Origin of the sequence: Deinococcus pimensis DSM 21231 (assembly GCF_000519345.1) — a bacterium.
In the GTDB taxonomy this organism is placed as follows: domain Bacteria; phylum Deinococcota; class Deinococci; order Deinococcales; family Deinococcaceae; genus Deinococcus_A; species Deinococcus_A pimensis.
In genome coordinates this window covers 1-17,500 of record NZ_KI912625.1, presented here as the reverse complement: position 1 = coordinate 17,500, position 17,500 = coordinate 1, and the positions used below count along the sequence as shown (strand labels likewise).

The 17,500-nt window shown below is 67.0% G+C and carries 13 protein-coding genes and 2 rRNA genes (1 of these 15 cut by a window edge); 6 read left to right on the top strand and 9 right to left on the bottom strand.

Features of this window, described 5'->3' with window-relative positions:
• Positions 1 to 1,163 carry the 5' portion of a PQQ-dependent sugar dehydrogenase gene (locus DEIPI_RS0102630; RefSeq protein WP_052351592.1) on the bottom strand. Its footprint begins 1,111 nt before the window's first position, so the window shows 1,163 of its 2,274 coding nt (coding positions 1–1,163); the start codon lies at positions 1,161 to 1,163; its stop codon lies beyond the left edge, outside the window.
• A 767-nt stretch (positions 1,164 to 1,930) separates the two neighbouring features.
• On the opposite strand from DEIPI_RS0102630, the gene DEIPI_RS0102625 reads away from it, so the two are divergent.
• Positions 1,931 to 3,109: an HTH domain-containing protein gene (locus tag DEIPI_RS0102625; RefSeq protein ID WP_027480746.1), complete on the top strand. Its 1,179-nt coding sequence runs from the start codon at positions 1,931 to 1,933 to the stop codon at positions 3,107 to 3,109.
• A gap of 25 nt (positions 3,110 to 3,134) precedes the next feature.
• On the opposite strand, the gene DEIPI_RS0102620 is transcribed toward DEIPI_RS0102625, so the two are convergent.
• Positions 3,135 to 3,623 (bottom strand): hypothetical protein, encoded by a 489-nt coding sequence (locus DEIPI_RS0102620; protein WP_027480745.1) that lies wholly within the window; start codon positions 3,621 to 3,623, stop codon positions 3,135 to 3,137.
• Positions 3,624 to 4,324: 701 nt separating this feature from the next.
• Here DEIPI_RS0102620 and DEIPI_RS0102615 point away from each other — a divergent pair.
• A complete protein-coding gene (locus DEIPI_RS0102615; RefSeq protein ID WP_027480744.1) occupies positions 4,325 to 5,731 on the top strand; it encodes a replication initiator protein A in 1,407 nt (468 codons plus the stop codon).
• Positions 5,732 to 5,998: 267 nt separating this feature from the next.
• Here the strand turns inward: DEIPI_RS0102615 and DEIPI_RS0102610 are convergent, their stop codons facing one another.
• From DEIPI_RS0102610 to DEIPI_RS0102600, 3 genes are all read right to left on the bottom strand, one after another.
• Positions 5,999 to 6,400, bottom strand: a complete 402-nt coding sequence (locus DEIPI_RS0102610) for a hypothetical protein (RefSeq protein WP_027480743.1) — start codon at positions 6,398 to 6,400, stop codon at positions 5,999 to 6,001.
• A complete protein-coding gene (locus tag DEIPI_RS0102605) occupies positions 6,397 to 7,005 on the bottom strand; it encodes a ParA family protein (RefSeq protein ID WP_027480742.1) in 609 nt (202 codons plus the stop codon). Before DEIPI_RS0102605 ends, DEIPI_RS0102610 begins: the two co-directional genes overlap by 4 nt.
• Positions 7,006 to 7,175: 170 nt before the next feature.
• On the bottom strand, positions 7,176 to 8,903 hold the full coding sequence (locus DEIPI_RS0102600) for an ABC transporter substrate-binding protein (RefSeq protein WP_027480741.1): 1,728 nt from the start codon (positions 8,901 to 8,903) through the stop codon (positions 7,176 to 7,178).
• Between the two features lie 380 nt (positions 8,904 to 9,283).
• On the opposite strand from DEIPI_RS0102600, the gene DEIPI_RS0102595 reads away from it, so the two are divergent.
• Both DEIPI_RS0102595 and DEIPI_RS0102590 read left to right on the top strand, forming a co-directional pair.
• Positions 9,284 to 10,507, top strand: coding sequence for a sigma-70 family RNA polymerase sigma factor (locus tag DEIPI_RS0102595; RefSeq protein WP_027480740.1), 1,224 nt, complete (start codon positions 9,284 to 9,286; stop codon positions 10,505 to 10,507).
• Between the two features lie 109 nt (positions 10,508 to 10,616).
• Positions 10,617 to 11,117: a hypothetical protein gene (locus DEIPI_RS0102590; RefSeq protein WP_027480739.1), complete on the top strand. Its 501-nt coding sequence runs from the start codon at positions 10,617 to 10,619 to the stop codon at positions 11,115 to 11,117.
• A gap of 610 nt (positions 11,118 to 11,727) precedes the next feature.
• Here DEIPI_RS0102590 and DEIPI_RS0102585 read toward each other — a convergent pair.
• On the bottom strand, positions 11,728 to 12,183 hold the full coding sequence (locus DEIPI_RS0102585; protein ID WP_157463424.1) for a hypothetical protein: 456 nt from the start codon (positions 12,181 to 12,183) through the stop codon (positions 11,728 to 11,730).
• Positions 12,184 to 12,411: 228 nt separating this feature from the next.
• Between DEIPI_RS0102585 and DEIPI_RS37285 the strand changes: the two genes are divergently transcribed.
• Positions 12,412 to 13,380 carry a hypothetical protein gene (locus tag DEIPI_RS37285; RefSeq protein WP_157463423.1) on the top strand — a complete coding sequence of 323 codons (969 nt, stop codon included), beginning with the start codon at positions 12,412 to 12,414 and terminating at the stop codon, positions 13,378 to 13,380.
• A 306-nt stretch (positions 13,381 to 13,686) separates the two neighbouring features.
• On the top strand, positions 13,687 to 15,843 hold the full coding sequence (locus tag DEIPI_RS0102570) for a glutamine synthetase III family protein (RefSeq protein ID WP_027480736.1): 2,157 nt from the start codon (positions 13,687 to 13,689) through the stop codon (positions 15,841 to 15,843).
• Positions 15,844 to 16,039: 196 nt separating this feature from the next.
• Here the strand turns inward: DEIPI_RS0102570 and DEIPI_RS28000 are convergent, their stop codons facing one another.
• The 3 genes from DEIPI_RS28000 to DEIPI_RS0102555 all read right to left on the bottom strand — a co-directional run.
• Positions 16,040 to 16,438, bottom strand: coding sequence for a DUF4397 domain-containing protein (locus tag DEIPI_RS28000; RefSeq protein WP_052351591.1), 399 nt, complete (start codon positions 16,436 to 16,438; stop codon positions 16,040 to 16,042).
• Between the two features lie 598 nt (positions 16,439 to 17,036).
• Positions 17,037 to 17,153, bottom strand: a 5S ribosomal RNA gene (rrf, locus tag DEIPI_RS0102560).
• A 71-nt stretch (positions 17,154 to 17,224) separates the two neighbouring features.
• A 23S ribosomal RNA gene (locus tag DEIPI_RS0102555) occupies positions 17,225 to 17,500 on the bottom strand; the annotation flags it as partial.

Here is a 17,500-nt window from a genome sequence, read left to right as displayed (position 1 = left end):
GCCTGACGCACGCTCGTGATGACCTGCGGCTGCGTCAACGTCCCGTCCGGGTTGATTCCGAACCGCCGGATCTCCCCGTCGAAGTTCGCCGCGTACAGCTTCCCGTCCGGGCCGATCTCCACCGCGCTGTAGCCCTTCGTGCCCTGCTCCTTGCCGCCCGCCGTCGGCAACGCCACCTGCTCGAACGCGACCGGCCCGCCCGTCGTCGTCGCCGAACCCGTCGTGAAGGTGCTCCGCCACGGCCGGAAGCTGTTCCCGCTCTGATCCTTCAGGTCGCTCGTCACCTCGAACACGTACGCCGTGTTCGCCTTCAACGCCGCCTTCGGCTGCAACACCACCGTGTCTCCACCACCGCTGGTCCTGACGTCCGCGCTCACCACCGCGCCCGTCGCCTGCTCCGTCAGCCGCGCGCCCGCACTCAGACTCGACCCGGCCACGCCGCTCGCCGTGAGGTTGAGCTCCGCCTTCACCGCGCCCGTCGGGTTGACGTTCAACTCGTAATTCTGCGGGCTCACCGAACGGATCGTCGGACGATCCGCCGGACGCACCACCACGTAGTTCAGCTTCGTGTTCGTCCCACCGACCGCGTCGAGCGTCAGGCGTCCGTCCGTCACGTCCACCACGCGCGTCACCACGTTGAACTTCCGCGCGTCGATCGGCTCGAACGGCGCGCCGAACGCCGCCGTCCCCTCGATCCGCACCTGATGCACGCTGTCCGTGTACAGCGCGTCTCCCACGCTGACCGTCACCGCGTACTTCCCGCTCGGCAGGTTGTACTCCCACGCACCCGCCGGCGCGCCCGCCGGCTGCATGTGCATCAGGGTGCGGGTCCCCACGTCGATGCCCTGCACGTCACGCGTGCGCGTCCAGGCGCTCATGTCCAGCGGGACGTGCGTGCCGTTCAGGCTGTCCTGACGCACCCAGCCGTAGCCACGTGCCGCGTCGTACGCGGCGCCCGTGTCCGCCGCGTACCCTTCGGGCGCGGTGACGTTCTTGTCCTGGAAGTTCACGCGGGCGAGGACGTTCGTGTCGGGTGGGGGCGTCGTGCCGCCACCGTCGGGCGGGGTGGGTCCCGTGGGGCCACCGGTGCAGGCGGCGAGCAGGAGGGCGGTCAGGCCGAAACCGAGGGTGCTGCGGATCGTGCGGGAGGTGAGGCGTGTCATTGAGGTCCTTTTCGTGTGGTCGTGGAATGGGCCGTGCCGAATGTGGAAAATCGGATGGTCGTCTAGTCAGGCTCGCGGAAACGGCGTTAATTTTTCGTTGCACGCCAGCTCGCGTTTTGCTCCTGAACGTGCGCCCAGACGGCACTCATGGGTTCGTCAGGTCGACAAAAGAGAACTCCACCCCCCGAAAGGGGTGGAGTTGCGTTCAGCACACGCGAAAAGGTACGGTACTTCCACGGGCCGCAGCGCCCCAAAAATGAGCAAGCCGTGCCCCCGAAGGAACACGACCCGAGCCCACCTACTCGGGAGTTTACAAGGGACAACGGCGGAAGGGAAGTCCATGCTGTTCACTCCAGACCAGCCGTCCTGCCACCTGCCCACCGGAGGCGCCCGATGAGCGCCACCAAAAACTTCCTCGCCCTCGCGGCGGCCGCCATGAAGGTCCGCCAGGAATGCGACCCGGACGCGCCCTCCCTGGGTGACGTGCACGTCGAGCTGCCCGTGAAGCCTGCCGGGCGGGGCATCCGCGGACCCGCCCGGCCCGTGCGGATACCCCCAGAAGTGGGTGGAGTTGCGTTCAGCACACACGAAAGGGTACGGTGCTCTCACGGGCCGCAGCGCCCCAAAAATGAGAAAGGCCGTGCCCCCGAAGGAACCCGACCCAGGCCTCACCTACCTGGGATCTTACAACGGAGGCACGGCGGAAGGGAAGTCATGCTGTTCACTCCAGACCAGCCGTCCTGCCACCTGCCCACCGGAGGCGCCCGATGAGCGCCACCAAAAACTTCCTCGCCCTTGCGGCGGCCGCCATGAAGGTCCGCCAGGAATGGGACCCGGACGCGCCCTCCCCCGACAACCTGCAGATCGAGCCGCCCGCGGCGCCTGACGTCCAGGAACCCCAGCTCGCGGCGCCTGCCCCGACCGTTCAGGAACCCCCCGTGCCTTCCCGACCCGCGGCCCCTGACGTCCAGGAACCCCAGCTCGTGGCGCCTGCCCTTGACGTTCAGGAACTCCCCGTGTCTTCCCGGTCCGTGGCGCACTTCGTGCGTGAGGGTGAGGTGCCCTCGCGGCCCGTGCGGATCACCCGTACGGTCGAGGCGCCCGTCCCGCCACCCCCCATCCCTGTGGAGGAGCTCCTGGTGGTGCACACGCTGGAGGAGGGCGTGCGGGCGACGTTCCGGGCGCTTCACGAGATCGCGCTCAGCATGGTGGTGAGGCGTGGGTACGCGGTGACGCCGAGCACGGTGGTGTTCCACGGGTCGAAGGAGTTGCTGGCGGCGGTGCTGGGGGTGTCCCGGACGACGTTGTGGCGGTATCTGATGCAGCTCAAGGAGGTAGGGCTGATCGATCAGCGTCCTCACAAGGGCACGTCGGAGGGTCGGACGCGCAACACGGGGTCGGTGTTCAAGGTGGCGTTGAAGTCGGGCGCGCGGACGACGTTGCTGTACGAGGAGCTGCATTACCCGTACCGGGATCTGGACGCGGACTGCGCGGCGGGCCGGACGGCGTACGCCCTCTTGAAACAGTCAAAAGAAGATCCTGAGACGGTGATAGACATGCAGGTGTTGAAGAACTGGGCGTTGGGAATGATTCCAGTTCAAAACCCCGTTGTTCTTGACTGTTTCATGAATGCCCTGGAGGTCGTGGAGGCGCTGCCGAGGCTGGTGAGCGTGGGGCCACGTGATCGGGTGGCGTTGATCGGCGAGATGGCGTCGACGTTGTGCGTGGGGTTGCGGGACGTGCACAGCCGGGACTTTTACGCCTGGATGCTGACGCGGGCGGTGCGGGTGGAGTCTCAGGGAATTCGGATGCTGAGCAAGCTGCAGTGCGTGCTGCGTCGGTTGGTGATCGCGGCGCGTCCGGACGAGTGGCGTGACCTGCGTCGTCCGGGCGCGATGGTGGTGCGGGAACTGGCGGCGGAGCTGGAGGTGCTGCGGGCCTCCTAAGTTTCGGGGCGGCCTGGGTTCAGTTTCAGAACGGTCCGACAGGGGGGTGTTCGGAGGGACGGTTGGCTCCAGGCCACTCCTGCCAGGTACTGCCGTCGTGCGTGTAGGCGAGTTCGTGCAGGTCGAGGTGGTCGTAGGACACTCGGTCGCCGTGCCGGGTTCGGTTGACCCACATCCAGGCCTTGATGGCTTGAGGTGGGTCCGGGCGGAGTTCGTGATGCTCTTCGTATTCGACGAGTTCACGCCAGCCTTCCTCCCATTCGGCGCCCTGCTTGCCGTAGTACTTCTCGATCAGGTGGTCCAGGGCCCACTGGTCGTCGGCATCTACGGGTGAAGCGGACAGGTACTCCACGGCGCCGTTGCGATGGATGACGAACTCGTACAGGTTTGTGCGGCGGCTGGGGGTGGCGCTCGGGGCCTTCTGTGGCTTGGCTTTGGTCAGTGCCTTCTTCCGTTCGGCCTTTTTGGCTTTCCTGGCTTTCCTCAGGGCCTTTTGTGGCTTGGCTTTGCCCATGCGGAGGATCGTACTTGTGCTGTCTCCGCGACGTTGTTGAATCTCCTTCGTGACGGCGTGATGCCTGTCTAGACACATGAGCATTCGATGAGCGATAAATCGCTCCCATTACACGAGGTTAGACAACTCGTGTAATGGGAGCGATTCGTTCCGGGCCGCCTCGGGGCTTTTTGCCCTTTTCCCTCTCCAGCACGCGAATTTCTCGTTAATCCCTACTCTTCGTACGGGATTCGTGTAATGGGAGCGATTGGTGTTTCCTGGACTCGTGTAATGCGAGCGATTGACTCGTGTAATCCGAGCGATTCGGGCTCCGAAAACTCGTGTAATGCGAGCGATTGACTCGTGTAATCCGAGCGATTTCGAAGGTCGATTCGCGTGCTGGACGACGTTTTTCCGTTCGCGGCGCGGCCCCTTGTTGTTTTTTTTTGATTGACTTTTAGTTCTACAAGGAAAAAAAGACGTCGGCCGTTCGAGCCTCCCAAAGGGCTCCGGAAGGCCCCGAACATGAGAGCGGCCGCCTCACCAGAACCAGGGTGCGACCCCACCTCCGAACCTGCCTCGTCGTCCTGTTCGGCCGTTCACGCGTTCACCCTGCCCGGCAGGGCGGCGGGGCGGGCGAGACACCTCCCCTCTCCTCTTCTCCCCGCGTTACCACCCTGGGGACAACATGAGCCTCGTGGCAGAATTGCCGTGGAGGAAGCGTGCGTCAGAAGTCCCCGAAAGTGCGGCAGTACCGCAACGAGATCAACCGGTCCGCGATGGGCCTGATCTCGCCCGTGAAGACGTGGCGGGAACGGGAACGCATCGTGGACGTCGTCGTGGGTGACCGCCGCTACAAGATGGAAGCCAGAAGCGCCTACCACGCGCTGCCGCACGGCATCGACTCGGACGTGCTCACCGCGATCATCACGCTGTCGCTCGAGAGCGGCCTGCCGGACCATCACACGCTGCGCACCACCCCGCACGAACTGCTGCGCACCGCGATGATGAGCGTCAGCGGCCGTGAGTACGAACGGCTCCGTGAAAGCCTGCTGCGGCTGGTGCACGCGACGTACATCATCCGGGACGGCTGGTACGACGCGGCGCGGCAGCGCTGGAAGTTCTCCAACGAGACGTACCGCCTCGTGGACAAGGTGACCTGGCAGGACGAGGAGGACCTCGGCGGGCATCAGGAGCTCGTCGCGGACGGGCACCTGTCCCTGCGGCTCAACATGGACCTCGTGGATCAGCTCAAGGCAGGTTACGTGCACCTGCCGGACCCGGCGATCCTGCGCGCCCTGCGGGACGCGCCCGCGCGGGGCCTGTACGCCTTCCTGGAAGCGCACCGCGAACGCTTGCGGCTCGAGGGGGGAGAGCGCCCGCAGGAGTTGCAGTTCGAGCTGGCGTCGCTGGCGCAGCTGCTGGGGTTGGGCGTCACGAGCCGCAAACCCATCCCGGGGAACATCCGCCGCAGCCTCGTGGACATGAGTGACGCGCTGCGCGGCGCGGGTTACCTGACGGACATGCAGATCGACGGGCGCGGCATGAAGGCGACGGTACGGTTCCGTTTCGCCGCGCACGAGGTGCAGTCCCCGCTGGACGCGGAACTGGTGCAGATGCTGATGGACGAGGGGCTCCTGGTGGCGAGCGCCCGGCATCTGGCGTCGCGGTACCCGGGGAACGTGCGGCGCGGCGTGGAGATCTACCGGGAGATGGTGCGGGCGTACGCGGCGCGTGGGCGGGCCCCACGGGATCCGCGGGCGCTCCTGGCGGCGACGGTGCGGGACCCGTCGCGGTACGCGCAGGAGGCGCTCGTGACGGGCGTGGCGGGCGCGCTGGAGGTGCTGCCGTCGGCGCCGGCGGTGGAGACGGTGGCGGTGACGGTGGAGAGGGACGAGGAGTTCGAGCGGGCCGCGCGGGCGGAGTGGGCGGCCCTCACGCCGGACGCGGCGGCGCGGCGGTTCGTGACGTTGATGGGGTACGCGCGGGTGCCGTGCTCGCTGTCGCAGGCGCGGGCGCTGCTGGAGCGCGGGGTGGACCTGCACGCGCTCAGCGGGGCGGTGGCGCGCGCGGTGAGTCGTGGGGAGGACGCGGCGGCCGTGCTGACGGCGGCGCTCGAAGGCCGGTAGGACAGGCCCCGCCGAGCGGTGTCGACGGGTCGAGGCGAGCGGTGTCGACGGGTTGCGGCGAGCGGTGTCGACGGGTTGCGGCGTCTCGCAAGGGAACGAAAAAAGCGGCCTTTTCGGCCGCTTATAAAGACAGGATACCCCGGTATGCAGGGGAAGTCAAGGTATGCAGGTGAGTGCGGGCGGGTGAGGTCCGTACTGAAGGGCGACGTCCGACTGCTCGCAGTGCTGTACTGCTATCAGTGCTGTACTGCTATCAGTGCGAGCAGTTCATTCCGGGAGTTCTTCGTTCCGGTCGAGCTCTCCGTTGGCCTGAAGGTGCGCCAGGAGGAGCCGTTCGACGAGATCGCCGACGGTGACGCCTTCACGGGCGGCGCGGACGGCCGCGAGCCGTTTGAGGCGTGGGGTGAGGCGCACGTTGAGTTGCTCGGTACGGCCGGGCCCGTGCCGTCCCTGTCCGCGTGGCGGACGGCGCAGCGGGTCGCTGGCGGGCGTGGCGGGTGCCGGGGTGACCTGAGACGCCCGGGTGGGCGTGGAGGCGCGCTTGGTGGTTCTGGCGCGCTTCCCGCGTCCGGTGGGCGTGGGGTCCGCCGGGGCCGCGTCCGGTGTGGCGGTGGGGCCGTCGCGGACACTGTCGAGGAAGGCGGGGCCGAAACGGTTGGATCTGCTCATGCGGTGATCTCCTCGGCGAGGGTTTCGATGTCGGTCCACGCGGCGTGCGCGCGGGTGTCGTGGATGTCGCGGGTGAGGACGCCCTGCTCGTTGGCTTTCTGGTGGGCGGTGTAGGCGCGGATGACGGTGTCGCAGGTGGTGACGCCCATGCCCCGCAGGGCGTCGCGGGCCTGCCGTCCGACGCCGCCGACGGGTGGGGCCTTGCTGATGAGGGCGCGGGTGCGGGTGAGGTCGGCGCCGTGGGCGTGCAGGGTCTGCCAGAGCGCGACGGTGGAGCGGATTTCCATGCCGGAGGGACCGCAGGGCAGCAGCAGGAGGTTCATGCTGCGCGTCAGGGCGAGCAGGTCCTGCAGGGGAGGGCGGCCCTCGGTGTCGACGACGAGGTAGTGGGCGCCCGTGTGGTTGGGGAGGGCGGCGCGGTCGGTGACGCTGAAGGGCAGGGGGTGGGGGGCGGCGGCGGCCCAGAGCAGGCAGGAGCGGACGCGGGCGTCCTCGTCGAGGAGGACGGTGCGTCCGCGCCGCGCGAGGGCGCCGGCGAGATTGAAGGCGACGGTGGATTTGCCGACGCCTCCCTTCTCGGAGGTGAGGGCGATGGTGTACGTCATGCGTGCCGATCGTACCGCGAGTGAAGTGCTCGCAATGCAGCAGTGCGGCACTGCTGCATTGCGAGCACTGCTGCACTGCTAGCAGTACAGCAGTGCTCGCAATCGTGGGTGACGAGAGAGGCCGGACCCGCACGGGTCCGGCCTCTCTCGAACGCTCTTCTGGACGGGGCTTACTGCTTGCTGAGGTCCTTCCAGAAGGTGCCGCTGGTGCCGGCGCCGGAGAAGCTCAGCATGGGGTTGTAGGTGGCCTTGCTGATGCCCTTGACGCGGTTGTTGTAGACGGTGAAGGCCACACCGGCGGGCTGCAGGATGAACGGTGCGGTGTCGAAGGCGCGGTTGCCGACCTTGGCGTAGAGCGCGTCACGCTTCTTCGCGTCGGTGGTGCTGCGGGCCTGGTCGAGCCACGTGTCGACCTGCTTGTCGGTGTAGTTCAGGCGGGAGTGGTAGTACCCCTGGCTGCTGTAGTAGGTGTACATGAAGTTGTCCGGGTCGGCGTAGTCGGGGGACCACGCGATCGCGATCATGGCTTCCTTGCCGGTGCGGGAGTCCTCGAGCATCTCGGACCACTGCTTGCCTTCGATGTTGACCTTGAACTTGGGGTTGAGGGCCTCGATGTTGCGCTTGAGGATCTCCATCGCGGTCTGCTGCGCGTCGTTGCCGGCGCGGTAGCGGGCGGTGAGGACGAAGCCGTTCTTCCAGACCTGACCGCCGAAGGCCTTCTTGAAGGACGCGGTGGCCTGCTTGGTGTCGAAGGTGTACTTCCTGCCCTTCTCGTTGTAGCCGGGGAAGATGTCGGGCAGCGCCATGGTGCGCTGCATGCCCTTGCCCTGCTGGACTTCCTTGATGTAGCGGCCGTAGTCGAAGGCGTAGCTGAACGCGCGGCGCACGTTGACGTCCGCGAAGAAGTTCGCGGGGATGCCCTTGCCGTCGAGCTTGCCGCTGCCGAGGACGCGCTTGTCCGAGATCTTCTGGTTCATGAAGAGCGCGGAGGCGGTGTTGTTGGGCAGGTTGTCGAGGATGGTGACGTTCTGGGCGCCCTGGAGCTGCTGCAGGTTGGGGCGCGGGCCGATCTCGACGAAGTCCGCGTCGCCACGCTTGAGCGCTTCGAGGCGGGTGGCGAGCTCGGGGACCTTCTGCACGATGACGTTCTGGATCTTGGGCTTGCCGCCCCAGTAGCCGTCGAAGGCGCGCAGCAGGGTGGCGTTGGCGTCACGGCGGACGAGCTGGTAGGCGCCGGTGCCGCTGGGGGCCTTGCTGAGGGCGCTGTCGTTGAGGTCCTTGCCGATCCACTTCTTCCAGGTGGCTTCCTTGCCGTCCCATTCGCCGAGCTTGGCGGCCTGCTTCTGGTCGACGATGCCGCTGCCGGCGTAGGCGAGCTTGGCGAGGAAGGCAGGGTCGGCCTTGGGCAGCTTGAAGACGAGCTGGCCGGCGCTGTTGCAGCTCACGGCGCCCGAGATCTTGGCCCAGGTGACGCTCTTGTCGTCCTTGGCGTTGCTGGCGGTGCCGAGCAGGCTCTCGCTGATGAACCACGTCCACGAGTCGGGGTTGTTGACGACGAGGGCGCGGCGGAAGCTGTAGGCCGCGTCGTTGCAGGTCATGGTGTTGCCGCTGTGGAACTTGACGTTCTTGCGCAGCGTGAACGTCCAGGTCTTCCCGCCGTTGGCCTGCGTCCACTTGGTGGCGAGCAGGGGTTCGAGGGTGCGGACGCTGTTGCCCTTGTACGCGACGAGGGTCTCGTAGATGTTCTCGACGTACTGGCCGCTGCCGGTGTCGTAGGACATGACGGGGTCGAGGGTGGGGTAGTCGGCCGACTGCTGGATCACGAGCGTGTCGTTGGGCGTGGCGGCGAACGCGGTCGCGGTCAGCGCGAGCGACAGGGCGATCAGGGTCTTGTGCATGAAGTCCTCCGTGGGGGAGAGGTGTGGCCTCGTCCCGATCGGCAGAGATACTAGAGTCTTCAAGCGTCTCAACTCAATGAACAGTTCACTTTTCGGAATAGTTATGCGTGTCCAGGCGGGTGTTTCGGGGTCTGGAAAGGCCTCCGATGTTTACGCTATTTACGTAAAAACTTGACAGGAATTACGAAAAGCTCTATCCTTGTAGACCTGCGGACAACGGGAATCCCGGCTTCGAAGCACCCCGAAGCCCCCCAGGCCCCGAGCCCCCGTCCGTCCCCCTGACCCGCAACCCACCCCCCACACTTCCGGCGCCGCCCCACGCGGCGCCCGTGCCCGTGTCCGCCCACCCCCCCTCGTTCCCCGAACGAACGGAGCGTCACATGCCCAGCAAGACCACCACCGAATCCGGCGCCGCCGCGACCGCCCCACGCCCCACCCGGCGCGCCCGCACCCCCCGCGCCACCCCCGACAAACCCGCCAAGACCAGCGGCGCCACCGCCGTCGCCGAGCAGCCCGACGTCACCGACACCGACACCGACCTCGACCTCGACGTGAACGCCCTCGCCGACACGGACCTCGACCTCGACACCGACGCGGACACCGACACCGACGAGGACCTCGACACGCCCACCGCCAACACCAGCGACGCGGAGGACACCTTCACCTTCGAAGCCGACGCCGCCGCGCACAGCAGCGACCCCGTCCGGCAGTACCTGCACGAGATCGGCCGCGTGCCCCTCCTGAGCGTCGCGGAGGAAATCGACCTCGCGCGCCGCATGGAAGCGGGCGTGGACGCGCAGAAGCAGCTCGACGAGCACGCCGAGCTCGACGACCGCACCCGCCGCCGCCTCACCCGTCAGGTGGAGGACGCCAGCCACGCCAAGCAGCAGCTGATCGAGGCGAACCTCCGGCTGGTCGTCAGCATCGCGAAGAAGTACAGCAACCGCGGGCTGGGCCTGCTCGACCTCATCCAGGAAGGCAACACCGGCCTGATCCGCGCCGTGGAGAAGTTCGAGTACCGCCGCGGCTTCAAGTTCTCCACGTACGCCACGTGGTGGATCCGGCAGGCCGTGAACCGCGCCATCGCCGACAAGTCCCGCACGATCCGCGTGCCCGTCCACATGGTCGAGACGATCAACAAGCTCGCCCGCACCAAACGGCAGCTGGAGATGGAGCTCGCCCGCGACCCCAGCGACGAGGAGCTCGCCGAGGCGATGGGCCCCGGCTGGGACGCCAAGAAGGTCGAGGAGACCCAGCGCGTCAGCCTGGAACCCATCGCGCTCGAAACGCCCGTCGGTGAGGAAGGCGACACCACCTACGGCGACTTCATCCCCGACGAGAACTTCGGCTCGCCCGCCCGCCGCGCGGACGACACCCTGCTCGGCGAGGCGATCGACACCGCCCTCGGTGAGCTCGGCGAACGCGAAGCGCTCGTGCTGCGCCTCCGGCACGGCCTCGTCGACGGCGAGGAACACACCCTCGAGGAGGTCGGGCGGATGCTGCAGGTCACGCGTGAACGCGTGAGGCAGATCGAGGCGAAGGCGCTGCGCAAGCTCAAGTACTTCGAGAGCCGCCGCCGCAGCCTCCACGACTTCCTCGAGTGAGCAGCGCGAGAGGACGCCCCCGAACTCCGGGGGCGTTTTCCTTGCTTCCTGACGGTCCCCTCAGTGGCGCGTCACGTCCGTCCAGGTACGCCTCTGCTAGCGTTGGGGCATGCCGCTGAGCAAGAAGCCCGTGGGCCGACTGCCCGCGCACCTCGCGCACCTCAAGAAGCCCCGCGTGGCCGAGGAGCCCGCCGACGGGCCCGGCAGGACGCGCACGGGCGGCGGGACGGCCCGCGTCACCCCCGCCACGACCCCGAGGACGGACGCGGCCGCCGCGCCTGCCACGAACGCCCCGGACCGCCTGACGAGCCTCGTCCCGGAGATCCTGCGGGCGATGTTCCCGCCCGGCGTGGACTGGGGCGAGCGGACGCCGGTGGTGTCGCAGGAGGACGTCCTGGCGGCCTTCGCGCCGTACTACCGCCCGAAGAGCCGCTTCGAGCGGCTGATGATCGCGAAGCTGGTGGGGGAGGGGTACCTGCGGCCGCGTGGCGCGCGGGACAAGTCCGGCATGAGCGACGCGTACGTCCTGACGCCCAAGGGCGAGCGGACCCTGGTGGGCGGCGTGACGGGCGCGGGCAAGGGTGCGGGCGCGCGTCCACGTCGTCCGTAGGGACCTGAGACCTCTGGAAACCCGTCGGCCCCTGCCCTGCGCGGGGGCCGACGGGGCCGGGCGCACGTCCTGGCCGGTTCACGGCGTCGAGGGGAGGGGACGGTGGGGCGCGCAGGGCCCGGTGGTCTGGACAGCCATCAATTTTATACAAGGGAGGCCATGAGTCCCTGCCTCCACGCCCACCGTTCGCTTCGCTCCCGCAGCAGCAGGGACGGTCGACGGTCACGCTCTACGAGCGGCGCCGGGCGAGCCACGCAGGACATCGGCCTTCCCATCAGTCGGAGTCACGACCCCCGATCGGCGGGTCACGTGCAGCACGGGCTGCCTCGCCCTTCTTTGATAAAACTCCTGTTGTCTAGACAGGTTTCGTCCACCCGGGGCGCGTCGCGTGACCTTCCTCACTGCCCACCTCAGCGGTCCGACCACCAACGAAAAAAGCAGCCTTCCGGCTGCTGATGACGACATTATACCCCGGTATGCACGCCAGGGCAAGCTATACGGATGGACCGAACGCCACCAGCCCCACCCCACCCCGGACGCCAAAACGAAGAAAGCGGCCCTCTCGGCCGCTGATAAAGACAGGATACAGCGGTATTCAATGAGAAGCAAGCTATGCAGGGCAGGTCCGCGGCTCCTCCTGGACGTCCTCCGTCGCGAGAGGCTCCTCCGAGGAAGCCGCCACGTCCTCGTCGCCCTCGTCGTCCTCGCCCTGCCACGTGATCCCCATCCATTCGCTCATCCATTCGGCGACCTCACGTCCGTGGGGGGACCGACGCCCCATCAGGCCCGAGGTGATCGCCTGAGCCACCCAGGTCCCATGGATTTCCTCGAAGACCTCCACCCCACCCTCCTGAATGCGCCTGACCTCCCTGGACAGGACCGGACGTCCGGCCTCCGCCAGACAAGCGTCGTCAAGCAGACGTCTCAGCGTCGCCCTGGAGCTCCGGTCGAGCGGACCGGACGGCAGGGCAGCCACGTACTCCCGGGCCCGCTTGGTGATGAGGTCACGTTCCAGGAGGGCGCGCATGTGCGCCACGACGTTCGGTGGCACTTCTTTTCCGTTCATGCCGCCGAGCGTACTTCATCCCGTCCAGCACGGCCTTCCGCTGTCTAGACGACTTCCGCCCGTCGCGCCGCCAACAGGTTGATCTCGCCCGCGGATGGTGTATGCTCTCACCAATTGAATAAACCTCCGGCGGCAACCGGAGGTCATTCAAAGGGTCAGGTTCGCACAAAAAACCCAAAGCAACCAAGAACTGCTTTGAGTTTACGAACCGGGCCTGGAGAGGTCAACATGTACCCACTTGGCAACACCGATTCCGCTGGCATGCCCATCGCGCCCTCGCCGCTGACCGCCCTGATCGCGGAGATCTGCACGCACTTCGGCGCGAACGACAAGGACGGACCGCTCGCCTGCTACAACCTGCTCTGGCAGAGCGAACCGACCTTTTTCCACATGCCGGTGAAAGCGACGAGGAAGGTCCGGGACCTGATGCTCAAGATCTCCCTGTCTCCGTTCATGGACCGACTCCTCGCGCTGCACCTGGAGTTCTGCATCGCCAGGGTGGCGGCCGCGCGTCAGGCCGCCGAAGCCGCTTTTGTCAAAAGTGCCGCTATACATCACGACACGAACAACATGGACCCGGTTTCCGTAGCGAAGTGTATAGAGGCAATTCCGACGGAACCGGCACCTCCGCTGGACGCGGCACCTCCGGCACTTCCGGCACTTCCGGCACTTCCGGCCCTCTCGGCCCTCTCGGCCCTTCCGGCGCTGACGGCCATGATGACGCTCCCGGAACCGCCGCGCGACATGATGGAGGCCCTGATGGAGGCGGGCGTCGATCCGGGTGTCGTGACGGGTCTCTTCTACGAGGACGGGCCCGCCGGGCCGTTCTACCGGATGCGGCTGCGGGACAAGTGGCGGACGTTCGTGAAGCTGGTGCAGCAGGGCAAGATCCGCAACCCCAGCGGGTTCTTCAAGGAGATGGTGCAGAAGAACTGGATGATCAGCGCGTCGTACGACCCGGACTTCAAACGCAAACGCGCGGAGACGCGCGCCGAGCGGGCGGAAGCGGCGCTGGCGCGGGAGGCGGCGGAGCTGGAGCGTAAACGTGCGGAGAGCGAGGCGCGCAAGCGCGAGGCGCAGACGTTCGACGTCGCGGCGGTGCTGGCGCGTGGCGCCGGGGGCGCGGCGGGCGCGAAGTTCCTGGAGGACCTGCGGCGCCGGGGCCGGGTGGGGGGTGGGGTGGCGTTGCGTCCCTGACGCCGCCTCACCCTCACAACGAAAAAAGCGGCCTTTTCGGCCGCTGATAGGAACATCATACCCTGGTATGCGATGAGAAGCCACGTATGCAGGGCGCCGTGGTCCCGGTCGTGGGTTCCTGCGTGCGTCGGGTGGAGGGTCGTTCCGCCTCGTCATGCGCGGTGCTCATGTTTCGTGTAGCATTTTGCATGGTTTGGTGGCTGTACGGTCCGCCGGAAGGTGCGTTTCGTGCAGGTTGTTCGTGATCGACTCGACAGCCTGCGCGCCCCGCGTGACCGTCAATCCTGCCCCGACCGTGGAGCGAGCATGAACCACGACTTTGATGCCCTGACGGCGGCGCGCAACTGGCGCCTGGACCAGCCCACCAGTCCCAGCGCGGTCGACGTGGTGAACGAGGTGTTCGCGCGTGACGTGCTCACCTCGGACCGACTGCGTGAACGGCTCAGCCGGTCCGTCTGGAAGTCCCTGCAGGGCACCCTGGAGCGTGGCGAGCCGCTCAACCCGGCCATCGCGGACACCGTGGCGCTCGCGATGAAGACCTGGGCGATGGAGAAGGGCGCGACGCACTACACGCACTGGTTCCAGCCGCTGACGGGCACCACCGCGGAGAAGCACGACAGCTTCCTCACGCCCACGGGGGACGGGTCGGCCATCGCGCAGTTCTCCGGGAAGGAACTGATCCAGGCGGAACCGGACGCGTCGTCCTTCCCGTCCGGGGGCCTGCGCGCCACGTTCGAGGCGCGCGGGTACACCGCGTGGGATCCGAGCAGCCCGGCGTTCATCATGCGGCACGCGAACGGCGCGACGCTGTGCATCCCGACGGCGTTCGCGTCGTGGACGGGGGAGGCGCTGGACCTCAAGACGCCGCTGCTGCGTTCCGTGGAGGCGCTCAATCAGGTCGCGTCGCGCGCGCTGAAGCTGTTCGGGCATACGGAGGCGACGCGGGTGGGCAGCACCCTCGGGGCGGAGCAGGAGTACTTCCTGATCGCGGAGGAGTACTACTACCGCCGTCCGGACCTCGTGATGACCGGGCGGACGCTGTTCGGCGCGCGGCCGCCGAAGGGGCAGGAGCTGGAGGATCATTACTTCGGCGCGATTCCGGATCGGGTGCTGTCGTTCATGACGGACGCGGAGCATCAGATGTACGCGCTGGGCATCCCGGTGAAGACGCGGCACAACGAGGTCGCGCCCGGGCAGTTCGAGATCGCGCCGATCTTCGAGCAGAGCAACGTCGCGGCGGACCATCAGCAGCTGATCATGCAGGTGATCCGCAACACCGCCCGCAAGTACGGGCTGGTGGCGCTGCTGCACGAGAAGCCCTTCGCGGGTGTGAACGGCAGCGGCAAGCACTGCAACTGGAGCATGGGCACGGACTTCGGGTTGAACCTGCTGGAGCCGGGCGACACGCCGCACGAGAACATCCAGTTCCTGTTCTTCTGCGCGTCCGTGATTCGCGCGGTGGACCTGCATCAGGATCTGCTGCGCGCGTCGGTGGCGTCGGCGAGCAACGATCATCGTCTCGGCGCGAACGAGGCGCCGCCCGCGATCATCAGCGTCTTCCTGGGGGACGAGCTGACGGACATCCTGGACCGCCTCGTGAGCGGTGAGGGCGGCCGTGGCGCGGAGGCGGGGCTGCTGGGCCTCGGCGTGCCGGTGCTGCCGCACCTGCCGCGTCACGCGGGGGACCGCAACCGCACGTCGCCGTTCGCGTTCACCGGGAACAAGTTCGAGTTCCGCGCGGTGGGCAGCAGTCAGAGCATCTCCATGCCGATCACGGTGCTCAACACGATCATCGCGGACGGCGTGGAGGCCCTCACGGCGGAACTGCAGGGGAAGCTCGACGGGGGCGCCGCGTTCGAGGAGGCCGCGCTGGCGGTGGTGCGTGACACGTACGCGCGGCATCAGCGGATCGTGTTCAACGGCGACGGGTACTCGCAGGCGTGGCACGAGGAGGCCGAACGTCGCGGGCTGCTGAACCTGCGCACGGCGCTCGACGCGATCGAGGTGCTCACCAGCGAGAAGAACGTGACGTTGTTCGAGAAGTACGGGGTGCTGTCGCGCCGTGAGGTGGAGGCGCGTCAGGAGATCATGTTCGATCAGTACTTCAAGACGGTGAACATCGAGGGGGAAACGACGGAGTACGTCGCGCAGACGATGATCCTCCCGGCGGCGCTGGCGTACCTGCGTGACCTTGGCGCGGTGGGCGGCTCGGGCCGCGCGGCCGCGGCGGTCGCGGCGGAAGTGTCGGAGCTCACGGACGCGCTGTGGGGCGCGCTGGCGGGCCTGCGTGAGCAGAACGCCGCGCTCGGCGGTGAGGAAGTGCACGAGAAGGCGCATCACATGCGTGATCACGTGCTGCCCGCCATGCTCGCCGTGCGGGAAGCGGCGGACCGGCTGGAGCGCGTGGTGAGCGCGCGGGAGTGGCCGCTGCCGACGTACCGGCAGATGCTCTTCGTGAAGTGACCTGACGCGGGGGGCGCGCCGTACGGCGCGCCCCCGGTCATGTGTATGGCTTGCCTCGCGGTGCATACCGGGGTATATTGAAGGTATCAGCGGCCTCCGGGCCGCTTTTTTCGTCGGGGGCCGCTCACCCGCGGGCGAACCGAGCGGCCCCCGACGTGCTCACGTCGGGGGCCGCTCGGTTGGGGGCGCGTGCGGGTTACTCTCCGGTGGGGGCGCCCGCGTCGAGGCTGACGTACAGGTCGCCGCTGGCGCTGCTGCCGTTGTCCTGCGCGAGGTTGAGGGTGTAGGTCATGCCGCTCGCGACGTTGATGGTGTCGCTGAGCAGGTCACGCTGCCCGAGGGCGGCGTCGGCGGGCGTGATGACGATGGTGTGCTCGCCGCTCGTGAGGGTCTGCGCGAACATCGTGGGGCTGCCGCTGAAGATGTCGTCGAACACCAGCTGGCCGTCCACGTAGACGTCCACGAGACCGGCGGCGCCGGTGTCGCTGGCGAAATACAGCTGCGCCTGATCGAGGGGGGCGGCGCTGGCGGTGGCGGCGAAGCTGACGGCGGCAGTGGCGGTGAGGGCGGCGAGCAGGGTCTTGAGGTGACGCATGATGATCTTCCTTTCGTGGCGAGGAGGCTGGGAAGGTTCGTGTGAACGCGCGCTTCGCGTCCGGACTTGGCCCAAGTATGTGGGGAGGGTGTTCAGCGGCCTTGCGTGACTCCTGCAGAACTCGTGTAGGGCCCTGGTGGTCTTTTGGACGTGAGGGAAGGTCCACCAGGACGAGGTGGAGTCGGGAGCGCGGCGCTCACGGGGAGGGGAGTTCTGCACAACTTCCCAACAAGTTCCAGATGGAATGAAGGGGTCGGACGACGCTGTCATTCCATCGGTAATGCCACTTATGTCAACAAAAGAGGCGCCGGAAGACACCAGGATGGCCCCCCGTGTCCAGCCAACCTCACGGACGACACGCACGAACGAGAACGAACCCGCGAGCGCCCCATGAACCACGCTGAACCGACCAGGAAGGCCATGCAGGACCCTGGCGTGCCCCTCAGGAGCGGGCGCCGTACAGCGCCTTCCAGCGACGACGAGAGGGGCAGACGCACAGGAAGTTCCCTGTGCGTCTGCCCCTCTCGACCGGAAAAGAAAAACGGCGGCCCTTTCGGACCGCCGGATCTCCTGTTGTCACCAACAAAAAAAGAAAAAACCTCCGCACCGACCTACTCTCCCGGGACGCTGCCGTCCAAGTACCATCGGCGCAGCTGCGTTTCACGACCCAGTTCGGAATGGGATGGGGTGGGTCCACAGCGCTGTGAGCACGGAGGTGTCCAACAATTTTGTACGTCGACAAAACCTGCAGGACGAGCCCGCGAAGCGAGTTGCGAAGAAAGAAAGAAGGTCAAGACCTCGACTGATGAGCACCAGTCAGCTCAACCCCTCGCAGGGCTTGCACTCCTGGCCTCTTAACCCGGTGATCTTCCGGGAGTCTTACCTGGTTATCCAGTGAGACACCTCATCTTAGGGTCGGCTTCCCGCTTAGATGCTTTCAGCGGTTATCCGATCCGAACATAGCTACCCAGCTCATGCCCTTGGTAGGACAGCTGGAAGACCAGCGGTTCGTTCACTCCGGTCCTCTCGTACTAGGAGCAACGCCCTTCAAGTGTCTTACGC